This is a genomic window from Nocardia sp. NPDC051570, assembly GCF_044454005.1.
Lineage (GTDB): Bacteria > Actinomycetota > Actinomycetes > Mycobacteriales > Mycobacteriaceae > Nocardia.
Genome location: NZ_JBITDI010000021.1, coordinates 50,510 through 71,356 on the forward strand (window position 1 = coordinate 50,510; position 20,847 = coordinate 71,356).

The 20,847-nt window shown below is 67.5% G+C and carries 20 protein-coding genes and 1 tRNA gene; 12 read left to right on the forward strand and 9 right to left on the reverse strand.

The genetic code is table 11. The features are described from left to right. Nucleotide 1: 1 nt before the first annotated feature. Nucleotides 2-520, forward strand: a complete 519-nt coding sequence (locus tag ACIA76_RS36910; RefSeq protein ID WP_397158956.1) for a nuclear transport factor 2 family protein — start codon at nucleotides 2-4, stop codon at nucleotides 518-520. Here ACIA76_RS36910 and ACIA76_RS36915 read toward each other — a convergent pair. The 3 genes from ACIA76_RS36915 to ACIA76_RS36925 form a co-directional block, all read right to left on the reverse strand. Beyond that, nucleotides 517-2,109 carry a peptide chain release factor 3 gene (locus tag ACIA76_RS36915; RefSeq protein ID WP_397159093.1) on the reverse strand — a complete coding sequence of 531 codons (1,593 nt, stop codon included), beginning with the start codon at nucleotides 2,107-2,109 and terminating at the stop codon, nucleotides 517-519. The two genes, ACIA76_RS36910 and ACIA76_RS36915, sit on opposite strands and share 4 nt — an antisense overlap. A gap of 155 nt (nucleotides 2,110-2,264) precedes the next feature. Continuing rightward, on the reverse strand, nucleotides 2,265-2,828 hold the full coding sequence (locus tag ACIA76_RS36920; RefSeq protein WP_397158958.1) for a TetR/AcrR family transcriptional regulator: 564 nt from the start codon (nucleotides 2,826-2,828) through the stop codon (nucleotides 2,265-2,267). Nucleotides 2,829-2,845: 17 nt separating this feature from the next. After that, on the reverse strand, nucleotides 2,846-4,162 hold the full coding sequence (locus ACIA76_RS36925; protein WP_397158960.1) for a dicarboxylate/amino acid:cation symporter: 1,317 nt from the start codon (nucleotides 4,160-4,162) through the stop codon (nucleotides 2,846-2,848). A gap of 301 nt (nucleotides 4,163-4,463) precedes the next feature. On the opposite strand from ACIA76_RS36925, the gene ACIA76_RS36930 reads away from it, so the two are divergent. The 4 genes from ACIA76_RS36930 (at nucleotide 4,464) to ACIA76_RS36945 (ending at nucleotide 7,440) form a co-directional block, all read left to right on the forward strand. Next, on the forward strand, nucleotides 4,464-5,123 hold the full coding sequence (locus tag ACIA76_RS36930) for a lysophospholipid acyltransferase family protein (RefSeq protein WP_397158962.1): 660 nt from the start codon (nucleotides 4,464-4,466) through the stop codon (nucleotides 5,121-5,123). A gap of 228 nt (nucleotides 5,124-5,351) precedes the next feature. Then, nucleotides 5,352-5,945: a 50S ribosomal protein L25/general stress protein Ctc gene (locus ACIA76_RS36935; protein ID WP_397158964.1), complete on the forward strand. Its 594-nt coding sequence runs from the start codon at nucleotides 5,352-5,354 to the stop codon at nucleotides 5,943-5,945. 22 nt (nucleotides 5,946-5,967) lie between these two features. Beyond that, on the forward strand, nucleotides 5,968-6,549 hold the full coding sequence (pth, locus tag ACIA76_RS36940) for an aminoacyl-tRNA hydrolase (protein ID WP_397158965.1): 582 nt from the start codon (nucleotides 5,968-5,970) through the stop codon (nucleotides 6,547-6,549). A gap of 147 nt (nucleotides 6,550-6,696) precedes the next feature. After that, nucleotides 6,697-7,440: an SDR family NAD(P)-dependent oxidoreductase gene (locus ACIA76_RS36945; protein WP_397158967.1), complete on the forward strand. Its 744-nt coding sequence runs from the start codon at nucleotides 6,697-6,699 to the stop codon at nucleotides 7,438-7,440. 1 nt (nucleotide 7,441) lies between these two features. Here the strand turns inward: ACIA76_RS36945 and ACIA76_RS36950 are convergent, their stop codons facing one another. Then, nucleotides 7,442-8,638, reverse strand: a complete 1,197-nt coding sequence (locus ACIA76_RS36950; RefSeq protein WP_397158969.1) for an aminotransferase class V-fold PLP-dependent enzyme — start codon at nucleotides 8,636-8,638, stop codon at nucleotides 7,442-7,444. Nucleotides 8,639-8,821: 183 nt separating this feature from the next. Between ACIA76_RS36950 and egtA the strand changes: the two genes are divergently transcribed. Genes egtA through egtD form a run of 4 tightly spaced genes read left to right on the forward strand, consistent with a single transcriptional unit; the run spans nucleotide 8,822 to nucleotide 13,233 of the window. Next, entirely contained in the window at nucleotides 8,822-10,111 is a 1,290-nt protein-coding gene (gene egtA / locus ACIA76_RS36955; RefSeq protein ID WP_397158971.1) for an ergothioneine biosynthesis glutamate--cysteine ligase EgtA, read from the forward strand. Nucleotides 10,112-10,124: 13 nt separating this feature from the next. Continuing rightward, complete coding sequence (gene egtB, locus ACIA76_RS36960) at nucleotides 10,125-11,465, forward strand: ergothioneine biosynthesis protein EgtB (RefSeq protein WP_397158973.1); 1,341 nt, start codon at nucleotides 10,125-10,127, stop codon at nucleotides 11,463-11,465. Beyond that, a complete protein-coding gene (gene egtC / locus ACIA76_RS36965) occupies nucleotides 11,465-12,265 on the forward strand; it encodes an ergothioneine biosynthesis protein EgtC (RefSeq protein ID WP_397158975.1) in 801 nt (266 codons plus the stop codon). Before egtB ends, egtC begins: the two co-directional genes overlap by 1 nt. Beyond that, on the forward strand, nucleotides 12,262-13,233 hold the full coding sequence (gene egtD, locus ACIA76_RS36970) for an L-histidine N(alpha)-methyltransferase (protein WP_397158977.1): 972 nt from the start codon (nucleotides 12,262-12,264) through the stop codon (nucleotides 13,231-13,233). Before egtC ends, egtD begins: the two co-directional genes overlap by 4 nt. Here the strand turns inward: egtD and ACIA76_RS36975 are convergent. Both ACIA76_RS36975 and ACIA76_RS36980 read right to left on the reverse strand, forming a co-directional pair. Further along, nucleotides 13,230-13,862: a DUF2461 domain-containing protein gene (locus ACIA76_RS36975; RefSeq protein WP_397158979.1), complete on the reverse strand. Its 633-nt coding sequence runs from the start codon at nucleotides 13,860-13,862 to the stop codon at nucleotides 13,230-13,232. The genes egtD and ACIA76_RS36975 overlap by 4 nt on opposite strands. Next, nucleotides 13,859-14,182, reverse strand: coding sequence for a hypothetical protein (locus ACIA76_RS36980; protein ID WP_397158981.1), 324 nt, complete (start codon nucleotides 14,180-14,182; stop codon nucleotides 13,859-13,861). The genes ACIA76_RS36975 and ACIA76_RS36980 overlap by 4 nt, the downstream gene beginning before the upstream one ends. Before the next feature lie 305 nt (nucleotides 14,183-14,487). On the opposite strand from ACIA76_RS36980, the gene ACIA76_RS36985 reads away from it, so the two are divergent. Further along, nucleotides 14,488-16,155 carry a hypothetical protein gene (locus tag ACIA76_RS36985; RefSeq protein WP_397158983.1) on the forward strand — a complete coding sequence of 556 codons (1,668 nt, stop codon included), beginning with the start codon at nucleotides 14,488-14,490 and terminating at the stop codon, nucleotides 16,153-16,155. 101 nt (nucleotides 16,156-16,256) lie between these two features. On the opposite strand, the gene ACIA76_RS36990 is transcribed toward ACIA76_RS36985, so the two are convergent. The 3 genes from ACIA76_RS36990 to ACIA76_RS37000 all read right to left on the reverse strand — a co-directional run bounded on the left by ACIA76_RS36990 (nucleotide 16,257) and on the right by ACIA76_RS37000 (nucleotide 18,884). Then, the gene (locus ACIA76_RS36990) at nucleotides 16,257-17,237 is read right to left on the reverse strand and encodes a ribose-phosphate diphosphokinase (RefSeq protein ID WP_397158984.1); all 981 of its coding nucleotides are present in this window, start codon (nucleotides 17,235-17,237) and stop codon (nucleotides 16,257-16,259) included. Next, entirely contained in the window at nucleotides 17,234-18,721 is a 1,488-nt protein-coding gene (gene glmU / locus ACIA76_RS36995; protein ID WP_397158986.1) for a bifunctional UDP-N-acetylglucosamine diphosphorylase/glucosamine-1-phosphate N-acetyltransferase GlmU, read from the reverse strand. The genes ACIA76_RS36990 and glmU overlap by 4 nt, the downstream gene beginning before the upstream one ends. A gap of 92 nt (nucleotides 18,722-18,813) precedes the next feature. After that, nucleotides 18,814-18,884: transfer RNA gene (locus ACIA76_RS37000), tRNA-Gln, on the reverse strand. 387 nt (nucleotides 18,885-19,271) lie between these two features. Here ACIA76_RS37000 and ACIA76_RS37005 point away from each other — a divergent pair. Together ACIA76_RS37005 and ACIA76_RS37010 are read left to right on the forward strand one after the other, a co-directional pair. Next, nucleotides 19,272-19,886, forward strand: a complete 615-nt coding sequence (locus ACIA76_RS37005; RefSeq protein ID WP_397159095.1) for a TetR/AcrR family transcriptional regulator — start codon at nucleotides 19,272-19,274, stop codon at nucleotides 19,884-19,886. A 217-nt stretch (nucleotides 19,887-20,103) separates the two neighbouring features. Next, on the forward strand, nucleotides 20,104-20,751 hold the full coding sequence (locus tag ACIA76_RS37010; protein WP_397158988.1) for a TetR family transcriptional regulator: 648 nt from the start codon (nucleotides 20,104-20,106) through the stop codon (nucleotides 20,749-20,751). Nucleotides 20,752-20,847: the final 96 nt, after the last annotated feature.

Here is a 20,847-nt window from a genome sequence, read left to right on the forward strand (position 1 = left end):
TATGGATTCCGATGCCGTCTCCTCGATAAGCCGGCTGAAGTTCCGGTACCTGCGGGCACTCGACACCAAGTCCTGGGACGACTTCGCCGACACCATGATTCCCGAGGCGACCGCGACCTACAGCGAGTATCTGCAGTTCGAATCGCGCGACGCGTTCCTGGCGTTCATGCGCAACACCCTCGGCCCGCATGTCATCACCGAACACCGCTGTGACCACCCGGAGATCGATATCGACGGCGATGTCGCGACCGGCACCTGGTACCTGGCCGATACCGTGCTCATCCCCGGTCACAACATGCTGCTGCGCGGGGCGGCCTTCTACACCGATCGCTATGTCCGCTGCGATGACGGCCAGTGGCGCATCGCGCACACCGGCTACGAGCGGACCTACGAGGTCGTGCTGTCGCTGTCGGATCTGCCCAGCCTCCGATTGACCTCCAGCCGTTGGGGATTGATCTCCCGCGAACCCGGAATGCAATCCGACGGCGACGGCTCGGACGCGGCCGAGACCATGGGTTAGTCGGCGGCGGCGACCAGCGGCTCGAGGGTCATCGTCGACATTTCCTTCTGGATGTACTGCAGCCGCCACTTATCGCTGAACAGGGCGAGCAGCGCACCGTCGGTGCGGGTGAAGACCTCGACCCCGCGCTGCCGATCCAATTCCGGCGCGGATTCGGCGTCGGTGCGCCGGGCCAGCTGATACGGCAGGAAGTCCAGCTGTGTCTCGACGCCGAACTCGCTCTGCATGCGGGCGGTGACCACCTCGAACTGCATCGGTCCGACCGCGGCCAGCACCGGCGAGGCGTCGCCGCGAGTGTCGTTGCGCAGCACCTGCACCACGCCCTCGGAGTCGAGCTGATCGATGGCCTTGCGGAATTGCTTGTACTTGCCCGCGCTGCGGGCGCGCAGCGTCGCGAAGTGTTCGGGCGCGAAGGAGGGAATCGGCGGGAACTCGACCTTGCGGTCGATGAACAGCGTGTGCCCGGGCGCGAGCGCGGTCGCGTTGACCAGGCCGACCACATCGCCCGGATAGGCGGTGTCGACGGTGGTCCGCTCCCGGCCGAACACGGTCAGCGCGTACTTGGTCGCGAACGGCCGCCCGGTCTGCGCATGCGTGACCACCATGCCGCGCTCGAATTCGCCGGACACGATGCGCATGAACGCCAATCGGTCGCGATGCGCGGCATCCATACCGGCCTGCACCTTGAACACCACCGCGCTGAACGGATCGGCCGGATCGCGCGGCTCGCCCTTGACGTCGGCGCGCGGTCCGGGCGGGGGAGCAAGGGAGACAAGGGTTTCCAGTATCTGCCGCACGCCGAAGTTGAGCATGGCCGAGCCGTAGATGACCGGTGAGGTCTGCCCCGCCAGGAACAGTTCCTGATCGTGGTCCTGACCGGTGGCCGACAGCAGTTCGCTCTCCTCGACCGCGGTGGTCCACACCTCGTCCTCGCGGGCCTGGGCCTGCTCGGGGGTGTAGGACTCCTCCGGCGCGATGGTCGCGCCGCCCGCGGTGCGGGTGAAGTGGATGTATTCGACCGGGGCGCCGTCGGTTCCGCGGCGCAGCAGGCCGCGGAAGTCGCCGGCGATGCCGACCGGCAGGAACAGTGGGGTCGGGGTGAGGCCGATGCGCTCGGCGATCTCGTCGAGCAGTTCCAGCGGCGCGCGGCCCGGCCGGTCCCACTTGTTGATCACGGTGATGACCGGGATGCCGCGATGGCGGCACACTTGGAACAGCTTGAGCGTCTGCGGTTCCAGACCCTTGGCGGCGTCGATGAGCATGACCGCGGCGTCGACGGCCGTCAGCACGCGATAGGTGTCCTCGGAGAAGTCCGAGTGGCCCGGGGTGTCGACCAGATTGATCACGCAGTCGCCGTATTCGAACTGCAGCGCGGTCGAACTCACCGAGATGCCGCGCGCCTTCTCCATCTCCATCCAGTCGGAGACGGTCGATTTGCGCCCGGCCTTGCCGTGGATCGCGCCCGCCTCGGAGATGACCTTGGCATGCAGCGCCAGCGCCTCGGTCAGCGTCGACTTACCGGCGTCGGGGTGTGAGATGACCGCGAACGTGCGGCGCCGCGCTACTTCCTCGGCCAACCGCCCGGACATGGTCGCCCTGGCGGTAGTGGAAGGCCCGGAGGCGGCAGCTTGCGTAACCACGGAGGGACCCGCGGACGCCGCATCGACATTGCCTGTCGGGGAATTCACGGAACGGCTCCTCTGCGCGGGGTCGGCAACCGTTCCAGGGTACTGGACGGTGCGGGTCAGCCGCCCGGCGAGTCGAGGTGCCGGGCCAGGGTCGCCCGGACCAGTTCGGCCACATCGGCCCGGGGCGCGATCAGTTCGATACTGCGATTGGCGACCAGTGTGGCGATACCGTGCAGATTCGCCCACAGCTCCAGCGCGTGGTCACCCGGGTGCGCGGGGACGCAGGCCGCGACCAGTTCGGTCCAGTCGCGGAAGAACGGCAGCGTCTGTCGCCGCAGATTCTCCCCCGAACCCTCCAGCAGATCGTGGCGGAACATGAGGGTGAACATCTCCGGCCGCTCACCGGCGAAACGCACATAGTCCAGGGCCATCCGCTCGATCCGGGCGCGCGGTTCGGCCGCGGCGTGCGCCTCGAATTCGGCTCGCAGATCGGTGAATCCGCGCGCGGCCACGGCCGCCAGCAGCGAACTATGGGTCGGGAAGTGTCGCCGCGGCGCGCCGTGGGACACCCCGGCCTCCCGCGCGATGGCCCGCAGTCCGAGCTGTCCGGCGCCGACCTGCTCCAGCAGCTCGACGCCGGTGCTCACCAGCCGTTCCCGCAGCGACTCCTCGACTCCCATGCGGGCCATTGTCGCGCCTATGCCGCGGCGGGCACCGCCTGCGGTTCGGTCTCGCGCGTGGTCAACGAGGCGGGCGGACGATCGAACGCCTCCTGATCGAGAATCCCCTCGCGCCTGGCCACCAGCACCGGAACCACCATCTGCCCGGCCACATTGGTCGCGGTCCGGATCATGTCCAGGATCGGATCGATCGCCAGCAGCAGGCCCGCGCCCGCCAGCGGCAGGCCCAGGGTGGACAGGGTCAGGGTGAGCATGACGATCGCGCCGGTGAGTCCCGCCGTGGCGGCCGAGCCGACCACCGAGACGAAGGCGATCAGCAGATAGTCGCGGATGCCCAGTTCGGTGCCGGTGATCTGCGCGACGAAGATGGCCGCGAGTGCCGGATACACCGCCGCGCAGCCGTCCATCTTGGTGGTCGCCCCGAACGGAACCGCGAACGAGGCGTATTCGCCCGGCACTCCCAGCCTTTCGGTGGTCATGCGCTGGGTCAGCGGCATCGTGCCGATCGAGGAGCGGGAGACGAACGCCAACTCGATCGCGGGCCAGGCCTTGGCGTAGAAGCGGATCGGGCTCACCCCGCCGACGACGCGCAGCAGCACCGGATAGACCACCAGCAGCACGATGAGGCAGCCCGCGTAGACCGCGACGGTGAAGGTCGCCAGCGGGCGCAGCAGATCCCAGCCGTAGGTGGCCACGGCCTTGCCGATCAGTCCGGCCGTACCGATCGGGGCAAGCCGGATCACCCACCACAGCGCCTTCTGCACCAGCTGCAGCACCGATTCGGCCAGTGTCAGAACGGGTTTGGCGGCCTCGCCGAGCTTGATGGCGGCGACGCCGAAGACCAGGCCGAGGAATACCAGCTGCAGCACATTGCCGCCGGTGAACGCGCCCACCACATTGGTCGGAATGATGCCGGTGAGGAAGTCGGTCCACCCGCCCTTGGTATCGGGCGCCGTCGCGCCGGTCAGCGAAAGGTTCACGCCGTGGCCGGGATTGGTGATCAGGCCGAGCGCGATGCCGACAGCGACCGCGATCAGCGACGTGCCCAGGAACCACAGCAGCGTCCGCCCGGCCAGTCGGGCGGCATTGGTGACATGCCGCAGCCCCGCGACGCTCACCAGCACCGCGGTGAACACCAGCGGCGGCACCGCGAGCTTGAGCAGCTGCACGAAGAGGCCGCCGACCTGCTTCAGCGTGCTCGTGAGCCAGACGACATCCCAGGTTCGGGCGATGAAACCGGCGACGATGCCGACCACGAGGCCGAGCAGGATCTGCACACCGAAGGACCAGCGCGCCGGATTCAGAACGCGGGCACGCGAAATGGGGGAAGACATGACGAACAGCTCCAGACGAGAAAAGGATTCGGGTAGGCCGAAGCGGCCCCGGGGCGCGCTTCAGCGACAGAGCTGCGCGGCCAGCCGTCCCAAATCCACATGCAGCCTGGCCACCAGATGCACGACAGTCACAGAGAGGTTCACAACATGTCGAGAGTAGGCGATATGTCCGATCCGGAACAGTCGCGGGTGGAACAACCCCTACCCGCCCGGGGCCATGTCAGAGAGAGCCTCCGAAGGGTAGACAGCGTCTACGCGGCCGTAGTAGACATTGTCTACAACCAAACTCGGAGGGGTCCCCATGTGGTACTGGCTGCTGAAGCACATCCTGATCGGCCCGCTGCTGCGCCTGCTCGGCCGGCCGAAGGTGGAAGGGCTGCAGCATGTTCCGGCCGACGGTCCGGTGATCATCGCCGCCAACCATCTGGCCGCCATCGATTCGCTGTACCTCGCGCTGGTCCTGCCCCGACGCATCACCTTCCTCGCGAAGGAGGAGTACTTCACCGAACCGGGCTGGCGCGGACGGCTCAACCGATGGGTGATGACCGCGACCGGTCAGGTGCGAGTCGATCGCTCCGGCGGTTCGGCGGCGGCCGATGCCATGGCCGCGGCGGCGGGCATCCTCGACGGCGGCGGCATCTGGGGCATCCATCCCGAGGGCACCCGCTCGCCCGACGGCCGCATCTATCGCGGCCGCACCGGCGTGATCCGGGTGGCCATGCGGACCGGCGCACCGGTTGTCCCGGTCGTACTCTCGGGCACCGACCGGGTCAATCCGCGCGGCCGCCGCTTCCTGCGTTTCGCGAAGGTCCGCATCGCCTTCGGCCGCCCGCGCTACTTCCCGCCCGCCGATCGCGCGGCTGTTCGGGTGGCCACCGACACACTCATGCTCGAACTGGCGGCCCGGGCCGGTCGGCGCTACGTTGACCATTACGCCGCCACGTTCCCCGCGTCCCGCTGACAGGCCACTCCGGCTGGCCGGGGTGGGGATTCGAGGGTGCCGCTTCGCGCGTGTTATTCTCTTCGGGTTGTCTCGGCGAGGGTGAGGCACTTCATTGTGCGCACCGTGATCGACGCGGACCCGGTTTCCGGCCGTCCTTGTTCGGTCTTCGCCCGACGAGCAGACCCCTCTGCCAGGGCAGCCCCTGGCCACTGTTGCAGACCGCCGAAGCCGTAGGAGTTATCTGTCATGTCCGACGTCAGCGTCCTCGAAGCCAACGTCCGCACCGAGTTCGGCAAGGGCGCCGCCCGCCGCACCCGCCGCGACGGCAATGTGCCCGCCGTGCTGTACGGCCATGGCGAGGCCCCCACGCATCTGTCGATCAACGCCCACGCGTTCGCCGCGATCCTGCGTGTGCACGGCACCAACGCCATTCTGAACCTGGACATCGACGGCAAGAAGCAGCTGGCGCTGACCAAGTCCGTTGTCGTGCACCCGATCCGCCGCTACATCGAGCACGCCGACCTGCTGATCGTGCGTCGTGGCGAGAAGATCACCGCCGACGTGTCGATTACCCTGACCGGTGAGGCCGCCGCCAGCACCCTGGTCACCTCGGGCACCACGACCATCAACATCGAGGTCGACGCCATGAACATCCCCGACCAGCTCGAGGTCTCCATCGAGGGCCTCGAGGCCGGCACCCAGATCCTCGCGAGCCAGATCCCGCTGCCCGCGGGCGCCACCCTGGCCAGCAGCCCGGACGAGCTGATCGTCAACATCATCGAGGCCCCGGCCGCCGAGCCGGAGGCCGGCGAGGGCGCGGCCGCCGCCAGCGCCGAATAATCCAGCGCCGCAACAGTTCTCGATGACCGCATCGGACGCCGGGCCGGCGCTCGTGGTCGGACTGGGTAATCCAGGACCCGAATACGAGCGCACCCGGCACAATGTCGGTTTCATGGTCGCCGACGTGCTCGCCGAGCGCGTCCGCGGCCGCTTCACCGTGCACAAGAAGTCGGGCGCCGATCTGCTGGAGGCCCGGCTCGACGGGCGCAAGGTCCTGCTGGCCAAACCGCGCTCGTATATGAACGTTTCGGGCCGCCCGGTCGCCGCGCTGGCCCGCTTCTTCTCCGTGCCGCCCACCGAGGTGATCGTCGTGCACGACGAGCTCGACCTGCCCTTCGGCGCGATCCGCCTCAAGCGCGGCGGCGGCGAGGGCGGCCACAACGGATTGCGGTCGATCTCGAATGCCTTGACCACCAAGGACTATCTACGCGTCCGCTTCGGCATCGGCCGCCCGCCCGGCCGCCAGGACCCCGCCGACTTCGTTCTCAAACCCTTCGCCGCTCCCGAACGCAAGGACCTCCCGGTCTTCGTCGAGGAGGCCGCTGACGCGGTCGAGCTGCTGCTGCGCGTCGGCCTGGAACCGGCCCAGAACCAGCTGCACTGACGCGCCGCGGAATTCGCCGTCCGGCCGATCGCATCCCGGGTGCGGAGCGAGTAGGAGCGTGGGCCGGTCCCACTCGCTCCGCACTCCGACATACGTGACCGAAACCGCTACGGTTCAGTCGAGGCGTATCACGAGGAGGAGGTTGTCATGACGGACTCGTCGGACATCGCGGGCCGGGTGGCCATCGTCACCGGTGGCTCGCGCGGGCTGGGCCGGGCCATCGCGTTGCGATTGGCGGGGGCGGGCGCGGCGGTCGCGGTGAACTATCGCAGTCAGGGCGGCGCGGCCGAGGATGTCGTCGCGCAGATCCGCAGCGGCGGCGGGAAGGCCGTCGCGATCGGCGCGGATGTCTCCGAGGGCGATCAGGTGCGCGGACTGGTCGATCGGGTGCGCGCCGAACTGGGGCCGATCGGGGTGCTGATCAACAATGCGGGAATCGGGCCGGTGGTCGATCTGGACGAGCTGACCGAGGAGGTCTTCGACGAGACGATCACGGTGAATCTGAAGTCCGCCTTCCTGGTCACCCAGGCGGTGCTCGCGGATATGCGGGCCGCGCGCTGGGGACGGATCGTCAACATGTCCTCCGCGGCGGCGCGCGGGCCCGGCTTGGTCGGCCCGCACTACAACGCGTCCAAGGCCGGACTCGAGGGCCTGACCCGTGGCTATGCGTCCCGCCTGGCGAGTGAGGGCATCACGGTCAATGCCGTCGCGCCCGGACCCATCGACACGGATATGGCCGAGCCGCTCAAGCGCGGCGGCATCGCCGACCGAATTCCGATGGGGCGCATGGGTTCGGCCGATGAGGTGGCCGAGGCGGTGCTGGCGATGGCGGGTAACGCCTTCATCACCGGGCAGTGCTTGGCCATCAACGGCGGCACGATCTATACCTGATTCACCGGCCCGGCGCGAGGTCCGCCACGGCGGCCAGGAAGCGGTCCAGTTCCGCCACCGTGACAAAACAGTGCGGAGAGGCGCGTACCACCGAATCCAGCCGCCGGGCCGACATATCCAGCAGGGTGGAGCGGGCATGGCTGACGGTGACCGTGATGTCGTGCCCGGTCAGGCGGTCGCGGACCGCGGTGGATTCGACGCCCTCGACGGTGAACGACACGATGCCGCTGTGCCGGGCGCCGAGGTCGCGCACGGTGACACCGGGGATCCGCGGCAGTTCGGCGCGCAGGTGCGCGGCATTGGCGGCGACGGCCGCGTAGACGTTCTCCGGACCCAGATCCAGCAGATACCGCACGGCCGCGCCCAGACCCAGCCGGGCGGCCACATCGCACTCCCAGAATTCGAAGCGGCTCGCGTCGGCGGCGAGCCGGTACTCCGCCGGACCCGTCCATTCGGCGCTGTGCAGATCCAGCCGTTGCGGTTCCATCGTGGTCGCCAATTCCGGTCGCACGTACAGAAATCCGGTGCCGCGCGGCCCGCGCAGCCATTTGCGGCCGGTCGCCGACAGTGCGTCCACGCCGAATTCGATGATATCGAGCGGTATCTGACCGACCGACTGGCAGGCATCCAGCAACACCAGCGCACCCACCTCATGCGCGAGTTCGGTGACCTTGGCGACCGGATTCACCAGCCCGCCGTTGGTAGGGGCGTGCACCAGCGACACCAGCTTCACCCGCTCGTCGAGCAGTTCACCGAGGGCATTGATATCGAGCTGCCCGGACTCGTCGCTCGGTATCGCCTCGACGACCGCGCCCGCGGCCCGCGCCCGCTGCAGTGCGGCGATGGCATTGCTGGCGTAATCGGATCCGGAGATCAGAATGCGGTCGCCGGGGGCGAGCGGCACCGAATAGAAGAAGTCGGCCCAGGAGCGAGAGGAGCTGTCGCTCAACGCGATACCCGACGGGTCGGCGTTGATCAGTGTGCCGATCGCGGACTTCACCGCGGCGAGATCGTCCAGGCGCTCGTTCGCCGCACGGTAGCCACCGACCTCGGCCTCGCGGCGCAGATGCGCGATCGTCGTATCGAGAACGATCCGCGGCGGCAGGGAGGATCCGGCGCTGTCGAGGAAGACCGGTGTCGGTCGGGTCGGGTCGTCGTAGGCGGGGATGTCGCCGCGCAGGCGAGTCTGATCGAGCACGTCACCGACGATAGAAGACGGCCCGAATGGGGGTTCGGTGACATTTGCGAAACTCTTGCGTGGTCCGGTTGACCTGCGATGTTGCCTTCGGGCCGCCAGGTTCGTCACGAATTCGGCAGATTTGTTGTCGGTACCCGCCGCTACTCTGGTTCGGTCGGCTCAACAAGCCCTTCGGAGGTTGGCATGGCAGTGACGGCGGTGCGGGCACCTTCGGGCGCGGGGACGGACTTCTCCTCCCGGGCCGCGGCCGAGGCGTATGTCGGCGGTGTCTGCTTCAAACAGGGTCCACCCACGCTCATCGGCGCCGAACTCGAGTGGCTCACCGCGCAGGACGAGCCGTCGGCGTCCGGATCGCGTCCCGGCCTCACCGAGCTGGCCGACGCACTCGGATCGCATGCGCCGCGATCCATCGCCCCCGAATCTCCAGCCCTGCCACTACCCGGGGGCAGCCGGGTCACCATCGAACCCGGTGGGCAGGTCGAACTCTCCAGCGCCCCGTTCGGCGATCCGACCGAATTGTGTGAGCGCCTGCGGGCGGATGCCCGCCTGTTGGAGCGTCTGCTCCGATCTCGTTCCATCCGAATCCGTTCCGCGGCCGCCGACGGCGACCGCCTGGCCGAGCGGTTGCTGCAGCTGCCGCGCTATCGGGCCATGGAGCGCACGTTCTCCGGTATCGGACCATTCGGCAAGTTGATGATGTGCAATACCGCCGCGACGCAGGTCAGCGTGGACGCCGGGGCGGACCGGGCAGAGGTGGCGGCCCGCTGGACCGCGCTCTACACCATCGGTCCCGCCCTGGTGGCGGCCTTCGCCTGCTCGCCCGATCTGCACGGCGCACCGGTCGGCACCTGGGCGTCGCAGCGGATGCGGGCCTGGCTGCGGCTGGACAATGCCCGCGCCCGGCCGCCGGTGCGGCAGTGGTCCGATCCGATCGGCGACTACGCGCGCTGGGTCATGGATGTGCCGCTGCTGTGCGTGCGCCGCAGCGAGGAGACGGTCGACGACTGGGCGGCCCCGCCCGGTGCGACCTTCGCCGACTGGCTGTGCGGCGCACTCGACGACGAGGTCGGCCGCCGGCCGGATACCGAGGATCTGGATTACCACCTGACCACGGTCTTTCCGCCCGTGCGGGCCTCGGGACATCTGGAGGTGCGCTATATCGACGCGCAGCCCGGCGACGGGTGGACGGTCCCGATCCACGCGCTCGACGCGCTGCTGTCGGCGCCCGCGGTCACCGCGGAGGCCACCCGGATCGGGGCGCCGGTCGCGGACGAATGGCTGGAGGCGGCCCGCTGCGGACTGGCCGATCCGGAAATCCGTTCGACCGCAGTGGAACTGCTGACCCTGGCCGCCGAGCACGCCCGCACGCCGGACGCGGCCCAGGAGCTCGGGGCGGCGGTCAACCGATGTCGCGACGGCCGCATGCCCACGGGCGAGCCCGCGCACCACTTCGACGAGGAGGCCGGATCATGAAGGGCGCGTGCGCATGACCACACATCTCACCGGTGCCGATCGCGCCGAGACCGAACGGATGCGCGAACAGATCGCGCGGGTGCTCACCCGGTCGCGGTCGCGCACGACGGCGCTGACCGAATGCCTCGACGAGTCCGAGCTGGTGGCACAGCATTCGCGGCTGATGAGCCCGCTGATCTGGGATCTGGCGCATATCGGCAATCAGGAGGAGCTGTGGCTGGTGCGCGATGTCGGCGGGCGCGAGCCCGTGCGCGCCGATATCGACCATCTCTACGACGCGTTCCAGCATCCCCGCGCCGATCGCCCGGCGCTGCCGCTGCTCGATGCGGACGAGGCCCGCGGCTATGTCGGCGAGGTGCGGCAGAAGGTGTGGGATGTGCTGGCCGACCACCGATTACGCGGTGCACGGCTGATCGAGGGCGGCTTCGCCTTCGGCATGATCGCCCAGCACGAGCAGCAGCACGACGAGACCATGCTGGCCACCCATCAGCTGCGCTCGGGTCAGGCGGTGCTGTCCGCGCCGCCCGCGCCGCAGTCCCGGGCCGTGGTGACCGATGAGATCGTCATTCCCGCGGGCGAATTCGTCATGGGCACCTCGACCGATCCGTGGGCGCTGGACAACGAGCGGCCCGCCCATCCTGTCTACGTGCCCGGCTTCGCGATCGATGCCGCGCCGGTGACCAATGCCCAGTACGTGGCGTTCGTCGAGGACGGCGGCTACGAGCGGCCGGAGCTGTGGTCCGAGCGCGGCTGGGCCCATCGGCGACAGGCCGATCTGGCCGCGCCGCAGTTCTGGGAGCGCGACAGCGACAACCGGTGGTGGCGAAGGGTTTTCGGGACCATGCGGCTGATCCGCCCGCAGCAGCCGGTAATGCACGTCTGTTGGTTCGAGGCCGAGGCCTATGCCAACTGGGCCGGAAAGCGACTGCCGACCGAGGCGGAGTGGGAGAAGGCGGCCCGCGTCGATCCGGCCACCGGACGCTCGCGCGACTACCCATGGGGCGATGCCGAACCCGATGAGCGGACCGCGAATCTGGGCCAGCGACATCTGGAACCGGCCGATGTCGGCGCGTATCCACAGGGCGCGTCGCCCGCCGGGGTGCATCAGCTGATCGGCGACGTCTGGGAGTGGACGGCCTCGGGTTTCGAACCGTATCCGGGCTTCGAGGCGTTCCCGTATCGCGAATACTCCGAGGTGTTCTTCGGCGGTGACTACAAGGTGCTGCGCGGCGGTTCGTTCGGCACCGATCAGGTCGCCTGCCGCGGAACCTTCCGCAACTGGGACCATCCGATCCGCCGGCAGATCTTCTCCGGCTTCCGCCTGGCCCGCGATCTGGTCCCGGACGAGCGCTGATGTGCCGTCACCTCGGCTATCTCGGACCGCCGGTTCCGGTGGGACACATCCTGATTCGCGGCGCGCATTCCCTGCGCACCCAGGCCTGGGCGCCGCGGGATATGCGCGGCGGCGGGACCATCAACGCCGACGGCTTCGGCGTGGCGTGGTGGAGCGCGGCCGATGCGCCGCCGAATGCCCCGGCGGCCAGCCGATACCGCAACGCGGTACCGATCTGGACCGACCCGGCGGTGGAGGAGGTGCTCCCGCAATTGCGTTCGCAGGCGGTGCTGGCCGCGGTCCGCTCGGCCACGGTCGGCATGCCCGTGGAACGCAGCGCCTGCGCCCCGTTCACCCACGGCCGCTGGGCATTCAGCCATAACGGCGTGATCGGGGACTGGCAGCGCATCCTCACCGCGGTGGCCGCCGAATTCGACACGCCGCCGCTGATCGAGGCGGAGTCGCGGACCGATTCGGCCACGCTCTGGGTGGTCCTGCGCGATCTGCTGGACCGCGGCGGCGCGGGCGATCCCGATAAGCCCGGGGAGATCCTGCGCCGCGTCGCGCTGGCCGTCCTCGCGCACACCCCGGCGGCGCGGCTGAACCTGTTGTTGAGCGACGGCGAAACCCTCTGGGCCACAACGGCGTATCACGCGCTGTCGGCCCTGGTGACCGACGATACGGCCGTGCTGGCCTCCGAACCGTATGACGACGATCCACGCTGGCGGGCGATTCCCGACCGGCAGCTGGTGACGGCGCGCCCGGGCGCGCTGTCCGTGGCATCTCTCGAACTCGATGAATCCGAAAGGGCGCATTCATGACCGCACCGACGCTGGAGATCCACCTCACCGACGACGACCTCACCGCCGCCCTGCGCGCCGATGCCCGATCCGGCCTCACCTCGACGCCGAAGTCGCTGCCGCCCAAGTGGTTCTACGACGCACGCGGCAGCGATCTGTTCGAGGCCATCACCGAACTGCCCGAGTACTATCCGACTCGCACCGAACGCGCGCTGCTGGCACGGGTGGTCGGCGAGATCGCGCAGATCGCCCGGCCCCAGGTGCTGGTCGAACTGGGCGCCGGATCGGCCGCCAAGACCCGGCTGCTGCTGGATGCGCTCGGCGCCGAGGGTTCGCTGAAAACATATGTGCCGCAGGATGTCTCCGAATCAGCCCTGCGCGGCGCCGCCGCCGAGATCGCGGCCGGATATCCGGGGCTGGCCGTGCACGGCGTGGTCAGCGACTTCACCGACACCCTGCACAACCTCCCGGGCGGCGGCCGCCGCATGATCGCCTTCCTGGGCGGCACCATCGGCAATCTCGTCCCCGCCGAACGCGCCGAATTCCTCTCGGGCATCCAGCAGGTCCTCGAGCCGGGGGAGCAGTTGCTGCTCGGCGCGGGCCTGGTCATCGATCCGGCGGTCCTGGTCCCGGCCTATGACGACGCGGCCGGGGTGACCGCGGAATTCAACCGGAATGTGCTGTACGTCTTGAACTCTCGCCTACGGGCGGATTTCGATCCCGAGGCCTTCACCCACGTCGCGCTGTGGGATACCGAGAACGAGTGGATCGAGATGCGCCTGGAGGCGACCCGGGATATGACCGTCACCGTCGCCGATCTCGACCTCACCGTCGAATTCGCCCGCGGCGAGCAGTTGCGCACCGAGATCTCCGCCAAGTTCCGGGTCGACGGCCTGACCGCCGAACTGGATACCGCGGGATTCGCCACCGAACATGTGTGGACCGATCCGGCTCGGCGGTTCGCGCTGCTGCTGGCCGAGCGGCGTTAGTTCCCGACGACCGCGCCCAGCCATTCGACGATCGGGCGCAGCGTCTCCCACGACTGCCGAATCTCCTTGCCCGCGCGGGGAGTTTCGAGCCAGTCGGGTGCGCCGAAGTCCTTGCTGATCACCAGCGCCTTGTGCCGAAGCAGATCGATGCGCGGGTGATCGGCGGGAAAGCCCTTGGGCCGGGTCTTGAGCCGCTCGCCGCCGATCGTGTAGCCGGCGGCGGTGAGTTCGGCGAGGATCTGCTCGAGCTCATGCCCGCGCACCTCGTCGTCGATCGTCGTGCGCAGCCGGGCGAGCTGTTCGGGAGCCGCGGAGTACAGCCCGCCCGCGACGAACAGACCCGGCGCGCCGATCTGCACGTACCAGCCGGAGCCCGGTGCGGTGGGCACGACCGCGCCCTGATGGTCCTTGTACGGCCGCTTATCCGCGGCGAAGCGCACATCCCGATACGGCCGGAAGATCTTGGCCGCACCGAAGTCGGCCTCGAGCTCCGCGCACAGCGCGGTCATCGGCCCGCGCACGGCCTTGTCGTAGATATGCTTGTGCGCGGTCCAGAACGCCTTCGAGTTGTCGGCCTCGAGATCCTCGTAGAAGTCCAAGCCCGCGAAGGGAAATCCGGGAAAGCTCATAGATCCCGGGACTCCTCCACGACCTCCATCGCCGCCACCTCGGCCGGGCGATCGTCCTCGGAGCGTTCCTCGTCGCGGCGACGACGGCGGGTCCACTCCTGATCGAGTTCGCTGGCTATGCCGAGCCGGCCGGTGTCGTCGTTCTCGTGATAGCGGATGACCAGATCCTCGGGCGGATCGGTGATGTAGCGCTCGTATTCGCGGACCTCGTCGGCCTGGTCGTCATCGCCCAGGTCGTAGTCGAGATCCTCCTGCTCGTCATCGCCCATCTCGAACACCTCATCCGTCAATCGGTTGTCCGGGTCGCGTTCGTCGGCCATGATGCCCACCTCTCTCCACAGGCCAGTGCACCGGGAGCTACCAACTCACGCTACAACGAAACCGTCCCGGCGGAAGACTCGATTCCGGGCTCGGACGCACTCACTCGGCTGCGTGGCGCAGGCTCCCAGCCGGGCCGACACGCGCAGGAAGCGGCGGCTATCGCGTGTTCGCCGTATTCACGATGGCTCGTAGTCCATGATCCGTGTGTCCCGTTTTTCGCATACGTCCGTATCAGTGATTCGAGCAGATAGGTCGCACCGGAGAGTCCGCAGTGCGTCGGTTCCACTATCGACGCTCATCAGCTATGGAGGTTGGAGTGCGATTAACGAGATTCGCGGCGGTCACGGTTCTGCTGACAACCGCTGCCACTGGGATCTGCACAGGTGTCGTCAATGCCGATCCGGCGGTATCGAACGCGAGGAATGTCGAGGCAACGGATTACGAACCGACCGGGCAGGTCATTGCCGATTCCGGTCTCCGGCCCCGCCCGGACGGCTTCAGCTTCGAGAACTATGCCACTTCAGGAAATCCGGTCAACCTGACACTGCAATCCATGTATCAGATATTCGGAAACACGGTGTGCGGCTACGCCAGTGGTGGCACGTGTACCCTCAGCCCACAGGCTCAACGGTGGATGACGAAGCAGAACCGGGACATGGCCGGAGGGCATTGCTACGGCATGTCGGCGACCAGCCTGCTGATGTACCGCAAGCGGCTCCTGCCGAGTGATTTCCAGAAAGGCGCCAACACGACCTGGGATCTCCGATTCGAAAATCCATCGCTGCAGGAGATGATCGCCAGGCAGATGGTCGGGCAGTTCTTGAAGCCCGTGACGGATGGTAAGAAGTACGGCAGCCCGAATCAGATCATCAACTATCTGGCGAATTCCTTGAAACCCGGTGCCACGGAGTCGTATACGCTCATGTTCGCCAAGCGGAACCTCACCGCTGGCCACGCGATCACCCCGTTCGCCCTCGAAGACAGGGGCGTGGTCGACGGTGACCGCATGATTGCCATCATGGTCTATGACAACAACTATCGGGGCGAGATCCGGCAGATGGTTGTCAACACCGCGAAGAACTCCTGGACCTATGAGACGGCGTCCGATCCGACCCGCCCGAGCGCACCGTACGAGGGCGATGCGACGACGGGCACGCTGCAGCTGGCTCCTCTCAGCCCCGCTCAGGGCCAGCAGCAGTTCCCCTACGCCGGTCGTTACGTCCGGGGAGTCAACGCCGCTCCCGCCGGCGCTGCGCCGGTGACCGTTTCTCTCCAGGGCGATCTGATCAACCACGGGAATCTGATGCTGACCGACGATCAGGGGCGGAGCACCGGTTTCTCGGGTGACAAGCGGGTCAACGACATTCCGGGTGCCGAGTTCGTCGACACCATGGCGGACGACTCCGCCTACCGCATCGCACCCGATATTCAGGTGCCCGCAGGCACCCATATGACTATCACCGTCGACGGTGCCGGGCTCGAGAAGGCCGATCCGACCGAGGTGACCATTATCAACAGCGCGTCCGAGATCGCGGTGAGCGGAATCAATCTAGGGCCGCAATCGAAGTCGACAATCGACGTGTCCGCCGATGGCACCTCGGTGACCTACGCCTCGACCGATGAGCAGGCGCCGACCATCGAGATCGGTGAGGACTACGAGACCGACGGATACACCTTCATCGCGAAGGATGCGGCTGTCGGTGCGGGAGGCTCGATCACCGTGTCACTTCCCGCCAACGACGAGATCTATACCGTCGACGCGAGCAAGTCGGGCAAGACGGAGTCCGTGGACATCGAAATGCGCCGCGACGGCAAGAATGGGGAGCAGAAACTCACCCACGACGGCCTCGCGATGGCCGCCGGTGGTACCGCGACATTCGACTACGAGAAATGGGACAAGGACGATACGGCGGTCCAGGTCACCATCAGTGAGAACGGCACCACCAGAAACGAAGAACTGACACCGCGTTAGGGCCGGTGTCGAAGTGAGTCGAAGGGTGGCACCGCTGCGTGGATGTCACCCTTCGACTGTTTCTGTCGGTGGTTGTCGGCGCGGCTGGAGCCCGTTGCCGCCTAGGCGGAGCCGTTGAACAGGCCGGTTACCGAGCCGTTCTCGAAGACCTCGCGGATCGTGCGGGCCAGCAGTGGCGCGATCGACAGGACCGTCAGCGTCGGGAACTTCTTGTCCTCGGTGATCGGCAGCGTATTGGTGACGATGACCTCCTTGGCGCCGCACGCCGACAGGCGCTCGGCGGCGGGAGAGGAGAGCACGCCGTGGGTGGCGGCGATGACCACGTCGATCGCGCCGGCCTCGCGCAGCACGCGCACGGCCTCGGCGATGGTGCCACCGGTGTCGATCATGTCGTCGATCAGGATGCAGGTGCGGCCGTCGACGTCACCGACCGGACGATGCGATTTGACCTGGTTGGGCACCAGCGGGTCGCGGGTCTTGTGGATGAACGCCACCGGCGCGCCGCCGAGCGAATCGGCCCACTTCTCGGCGACCTTCACGCGGCCCGCGTCCGGCGAGACGACCGTGATGTTGTCGAGGGTGTAGTGCTGACGCACGTACTCCGACAGCTGTATCAGCGCATGCATGTGATCGACCGGGCCGTCGAAGAAGCCCTGGATCTGATCGGTGTGCAGATCGACGGTGATGATCCGGTCCGCGCCCGCGGTCTTGAGCAGATCGGCGACCAGGCGGGCCGAGATGGGCTCGCGGCCGCGATGCTTCTTGTCCTGGCGGGCATACGGATAGAACGGCAGCACCGAGGTGATCCGCTTGGCGGATCCGCGCTTGAGCGCGTCGATCATGATGAGGTGTTCCATCAGCCACTCGTTGAGCGGCGCCGGGAAACTCTGCAGCACAAAGGCGTCCGAGCCGCGCACCGACTCCTCGAACCGCACGAAGATCTCGCCGTTGGCGAAGTCGCGCGCGGTTTGTGGAGTGATGGAGACGTCGAGCTCCTTCGCGACCTGTTCGGCCAACTCGGGATGAGCGCGCCCCGAGAACAGCATCAAGTTCTTCTGGTTGTCGGTCGAGAACGCGGTCACTCTCTGTTGCCATCCTTTTGCTCGGTTGCCTGACTCGCCCTGTCGGTGGCCGCGATCGCCTCCGCCGCCTGCGCCGCAGCAGTTCCGGGTCGGTTCCGCTGCACCCAGCCATCAATATTGCGCTGTGCTCCACCCGACACGGCAAGCGCCCCCGGCGGAACATTTCTACGCAGCACAGTACCCGCCCCCGTATAGGCGCCATCACCCACGGTGACCGGTGCGACGAACATGTTGTCGCTGCCGGTACGCACATGCGATCCGATGACCGTGTGGTGCTTGTGCACGCCGTCGTAGTTGACGAACACGCTGGACGCGCCGATGTTGGTGTACTCGCCGATCGTCGCGTCGCCGACGTAGGTCAGATGTGGCACCTTGGAGTGCGCGCCGATGGTCGCGTTCTTGGATTCGACGAATGCTCCGAGCTTGCCCGAATCGCCCACGATGGTGCCCGGCCGTAGGTACGCGAACGGGCCGATGGTCGCGCCGGGCCCGATGGTCGCGCCCTCGCCGTGCGTGCGCACCACGCGCGCGCCGTCGCCGATCACCACATCGGTCAGCGTGCTGTCGGGGCCGACCTCCGCATCCTCGCCGACGACCGTCGCGCCGAGCAGTTGCACGCCCGGGCGCAGCACCACGTCGCGGCCGATCCGCACCTCGGCGTCGATCCAGGTCGAGGCCGGATCGATGACCGTCACACCCGCGCGCATATGGCGTTCGAGGATATAGCGATTGAGGGTGCGCGCGGCCGAGGCCATCTGCACCCGGTCGTTGACGCCGGTCACCTTGTTGGCGTCGACCAACCGCGCGCCGTGCACCGGATTGCCCGCCTCGCGCGCCAGTTTCAGCACATCGGTCAGATACAGCTCGTGCTGCGCATTGGCGGTGGTCAAGCGACCGACCATGGTGCGCAGCACGGTGACGTCGAAAACGTAGACGCCGGAATTGACTTCGGAGATCGCGGCCTGTTCCGGCGTGGCATCGGCATGTTCGACGATCTCGAGCATGCGTCCGTCGGCGTCGCGCACGATGCGGCCGTAACCGTTGGCGTCGTCGGGCACGAAGGTCAGAACCGTCACCGCGGACCGTTCGGGATAGCTGCGGTGATCCGAGAGCAGCGCCGAGAGTGTGTGCCCGTCGAGCAGCGGGACGTCGGCCGAGGTGACGAGCAGATCGCCGGTGAAATCGTCCGGCAGCGCCGACAGGGCGCACTGCACGGCGTGCCCGGTGCCGAGCTGTTCCTCCTGCACAGCCGCGATGATCTCGCGATTCAATTCCGCCGCAACGGAATTCATTGCCGCGCCGACCTGCTCCCGATCGTGACCGATGACCGTGATGAGGTAGGCGGGGTCGATCTCGTTCGCCGCATGCAGGGCGTGCGCGAGCATGCTGCGGCCGGCGAGTGAATGCAACACCTTGGGGGTCTTGGACCGCATTCGGGTTCCGGCGCCGGCGGCGAGAACGACGACGGCGGTCTGCTGTGGCATGGATCTCCCTCGGCTGCCTGTCATCGTGCTGCTGGGCTGTCGTAGTCGGGCTGGTCGGGCGCGGGCCAACGATATACGCCTGCGCCCCCGAGCTCCGCCGCCAGGACTCGAACCTGGACTAACTGAACCAAAATCAGTGGTGCTGCCATTACACTACGGCGGATTGTCACACCGGCGGACCGATCGGATCCGCCGTTGCCCCACGGCACGCGGGAATGATCCTCGCATGCCCGCGCCGAAACGTCGAGCGCCGGGGTGCTCGCCCGCCTCTCCGCGTTTCTGGCCATACCAGTTGGGTGCCGCTCGGGTTGGTCGCAGGTCCTGCGAGAGTGTGTGGTCGCGTTTGGGCGTGCCCGATGAGTTACCCATGTACGTGCGAAATCAGTTGTAGCGTTGGCACGCTTCGGCGGAGCCTTCAATGGGGCTTGTCGGGGCACCGGCGGTGGGCGGTGGGATATCTGGGAGAGTTAAGTAGGACAGCCGTACGGGAAGCGCAGGGAGGCGAGCATCGATGACGTCGGGAGAGGTGAGCCGGTCGGCGCGGCCACGTATGACCGGAACACAGCGGCGTCAGCAGCTGATCGAGATCGGGCGGGCGCTGTTCGCCGAGCGTGGTTACGACGCCACCTCCATAGAGGAGATCGCCCAGCGGGCGCAGGTCTCCAAACCCGTTGTGTACGAACACTTCGGCGGTAAGGAGGGGCTCTACGCGGTCGTCGTGGACCGGGAGATGTCCACGCTGCTCGATATGATCACCGCCTCGCTCACCCGCAATCGCTCGCGGGTACGCCTGGAACAGGTGGCACTGGCGTTGCTGACCTATATGGAGGAGCGCACCGACGGATTCCGGATCCTCATGCGCGACCAACCGGTGTCGGCCGCGGAGGGCACCTATTCGAGCCTGCTCAACGAGGCGGTCAATCAGGTGGCGCACATCCTGGCCGGTGATTTCGAACGCCGCGACTTCGACACCAGCCTCGCCACCCTGTACGCGCAGGCGCTGGTCGGAATGGTGGCGACGGCCGCGACGTGGTGGCTCGACGTGCGGCAGCCCTCCAAGGAGGTGGTCGCCGCGCACCTGGTCAACCTGTGCTGGAACGGCCTGACCCACCTCGAGGCCGACCCGCAACTGGCCTCGCAATGGCCACACGGTGCGGGCACCTGAGGGGGAGCGCGCACCGAGCTGGGTGTAATGGGGGCGGAACTGGACGGTTAACCCAAAACTAGCTATGGAGGCTGGTCTGAATGCTCGATTCCACTGGCAAGGGCCGGTCGGGTGGTACGGTTCACCCATCCTTCGAGTGCTGTTCGAGCTGTGATGTCGGTCAACTTCGGGATGTCGGTCTACTTCAGGATGGCTGGTTTGATGACAGGCGGATCTGATGGCTAGGCAAGCGCGTGCGGAGATTACGCGTGATTCTGTACTCGCGGGCGCGGCCGATGTCTTTCTTCGACTGGGGTACGCGAACGCGAGCCTGAGCGAGATCATCGCGCAGTCCAATGTGACCAAGGGCGCCTTGTACTTTCACTTCGGCTCCAAGGAGGAGCTGGCGCGCGCCGTGGTCGATCAGGGCAACGAGCGATTGGTCAGCGCCTGCCAGGGATTCTTCGATCCGCGGGTGCCCGCCCTCGAGGCGTGCATCGGGATCACCTACGTGGTGGCCGATCTCACGATGAACGATCCGATGGTCGGCGCCATGTTGAAGCTGACCCATCAGATCGGCGACTACCGCGGCGCGACGGGCGAGAACATCGCCAAGACCTGGGGCGAGACGCACCGACTGCTGGCCGAGCGCGCGATAGCCCAGGGCGACCTCGAACCCGAGCTGGACCCGGAGACCATCGGCCTGCTGCTGCAGGAGCTGACCGCCGGCGTGCACATCACCGCCGTCGGCACGGATTCCATCGATCAGATGGCCGTCCGCATGGAACGCATGTGGTACTTCCTGCTCCCGTCGATCGTCCCGGCCGAAAAGGTCGCCTACTTCCGCGAATTCGCGGCCAGACGATTGCGCCGCTACGTGCCGTGATATTGGCCTGCGCTTCGCTCCGGCGGGGTTCGCGGCCCTGAGTCTCGGGGGGGGGGGGGGGGGGGGGGGGCGGGGGGCGGGGGGGGGGGTGCGCGG

Excerpts from the sequence above, each read along its gene's own strand:
- ACIA76_RS36910 (WP_397158956.1), top strand. The coding sequence starts at position 2 with ATGGATTCCGATGCCGTCTCCTCGATAAGCCGGCTGAAGTTCCGGTAC.
- ACIA76_RS36915 (WP_397159093.1), bottom strand. The coding sequence starts at position 2,109 with ATGTCCGGGCGGTTGGCCGAGGAAGTAGCGCGGCGCCGCACGTTCGCG.
- ACIA76_RS36920 (WP_397158958.1), bottom strand. The coding sequence starts at position 2,828 with ATGGGAGTCGAGGAGTCGCTGCGGGAACGGCTGGTGAGCACCGGCGTC.
- ACIA76_RS36925 (WP_397158960.1), bottom strand. The coding sequence starts at position 4,162 with ATGTCTTCCCCCATTTCGCGTGCCCGCGTTCTGAATCCGGCGCGCTGG.
- ACIA76_RS36930 (WP_397158962.1), top strand. The coding sequence starts at position 4,464 with ATGTGGTACTGGCTGCTGAAGCACATCCTGATCGGCCCGCTGCTGCGC.
- ACIA76_RS36935 (WP_397158964.1), top strand. The coding sequence starts at position 5,352 with ATGTCCGACGTCAGCGTCCTCGAAGCCAACGTCCGCACCGAGTTCGGC.
- pth (WP_397158965.1), top strand. The coding sequence starts at position 5,968 with ATGACCGCATCGGACGCCGGGCCGGCGCTCGTGGTCGGACTGGGTAAT.
- ACIA76_RS36945 (WP_397158967.1), top strand. The coding sequence starts at position 6,697 with ATGACGGACTCGTCGGACATCGCGGGCCGGGTGGCCATCGTCACCGGT.
- egtA (WP_397158971.1), top strand. The coding sequence starts at position 8,822 with ATGGCAGTGACGGCGGTGCGGGCACCTTCGGGCGCGGGGACGGACTTC.
- egtB (WP_397158973.1), top strand. The coding sequence starts at position 10,125 with ATGACCACACATCTCACCGGTGCCGATCGCGCCGAGACCGAACGGATG.
- egtC (WP_397158975.1), top strand. The coding sequence starts at position 11,465 with ATGTGCCGTCACCTCGGCTATCTCGGACCGCCGGTTCCGGTGGGACAC.
- egtD (WP_397158977.1), top strand. The coding sequence starts at position 12,262 with ATGACCGCACCGACGCTGGAGATCCACCTCACCGACGACGACCTCACC.
- ACIA76_RS36975 (WP_397158979.1), bottom strand. The coding sequence starts at position 13,862 with ATGAGCTTTCCCGGATTTCCCTTCGCGGGCTTGGACTTCTACGAGGAT.
- ACIA76_RS36980 (WP_397158981.1), bottom strand. The coding sequence starts at position 14,182 with ATGGCCGACGAACGCGACCCGGACAACCGATTGACGGATGAGGTGTTC.
- ACIA76_RS36985 (WP_397158983.1), top strand. The coding sequence starts at position 14,488 with ATGGAGGTTGGAGTGCGATTAACGAGATTCGCGGCGGTCACGGTTCTG.
- glmU (WP_397158986.1), bottom strand. The coding sequence starts at position 18,721 with ATGCCACAGCAGACCGCCGTCGTCGTTCTCGCCGCCGGCGCCGGAACC.
- ACIA76_RS37005 (WP_397159095.1), top strand. The coding sequence starts at position 19,272 with ATGACCGGAACACAGCGGCGTCAGCAGCTGATCGAGATCGGGCGGGCG.
- ACIA76_RS37010 (WP_397158988.1), top strand. The coding sequence starts at position 20,104 with ATGGCTAGGCAAGCGCGTGCGGAGATTACGCGTGATTCTGTACTCGCG.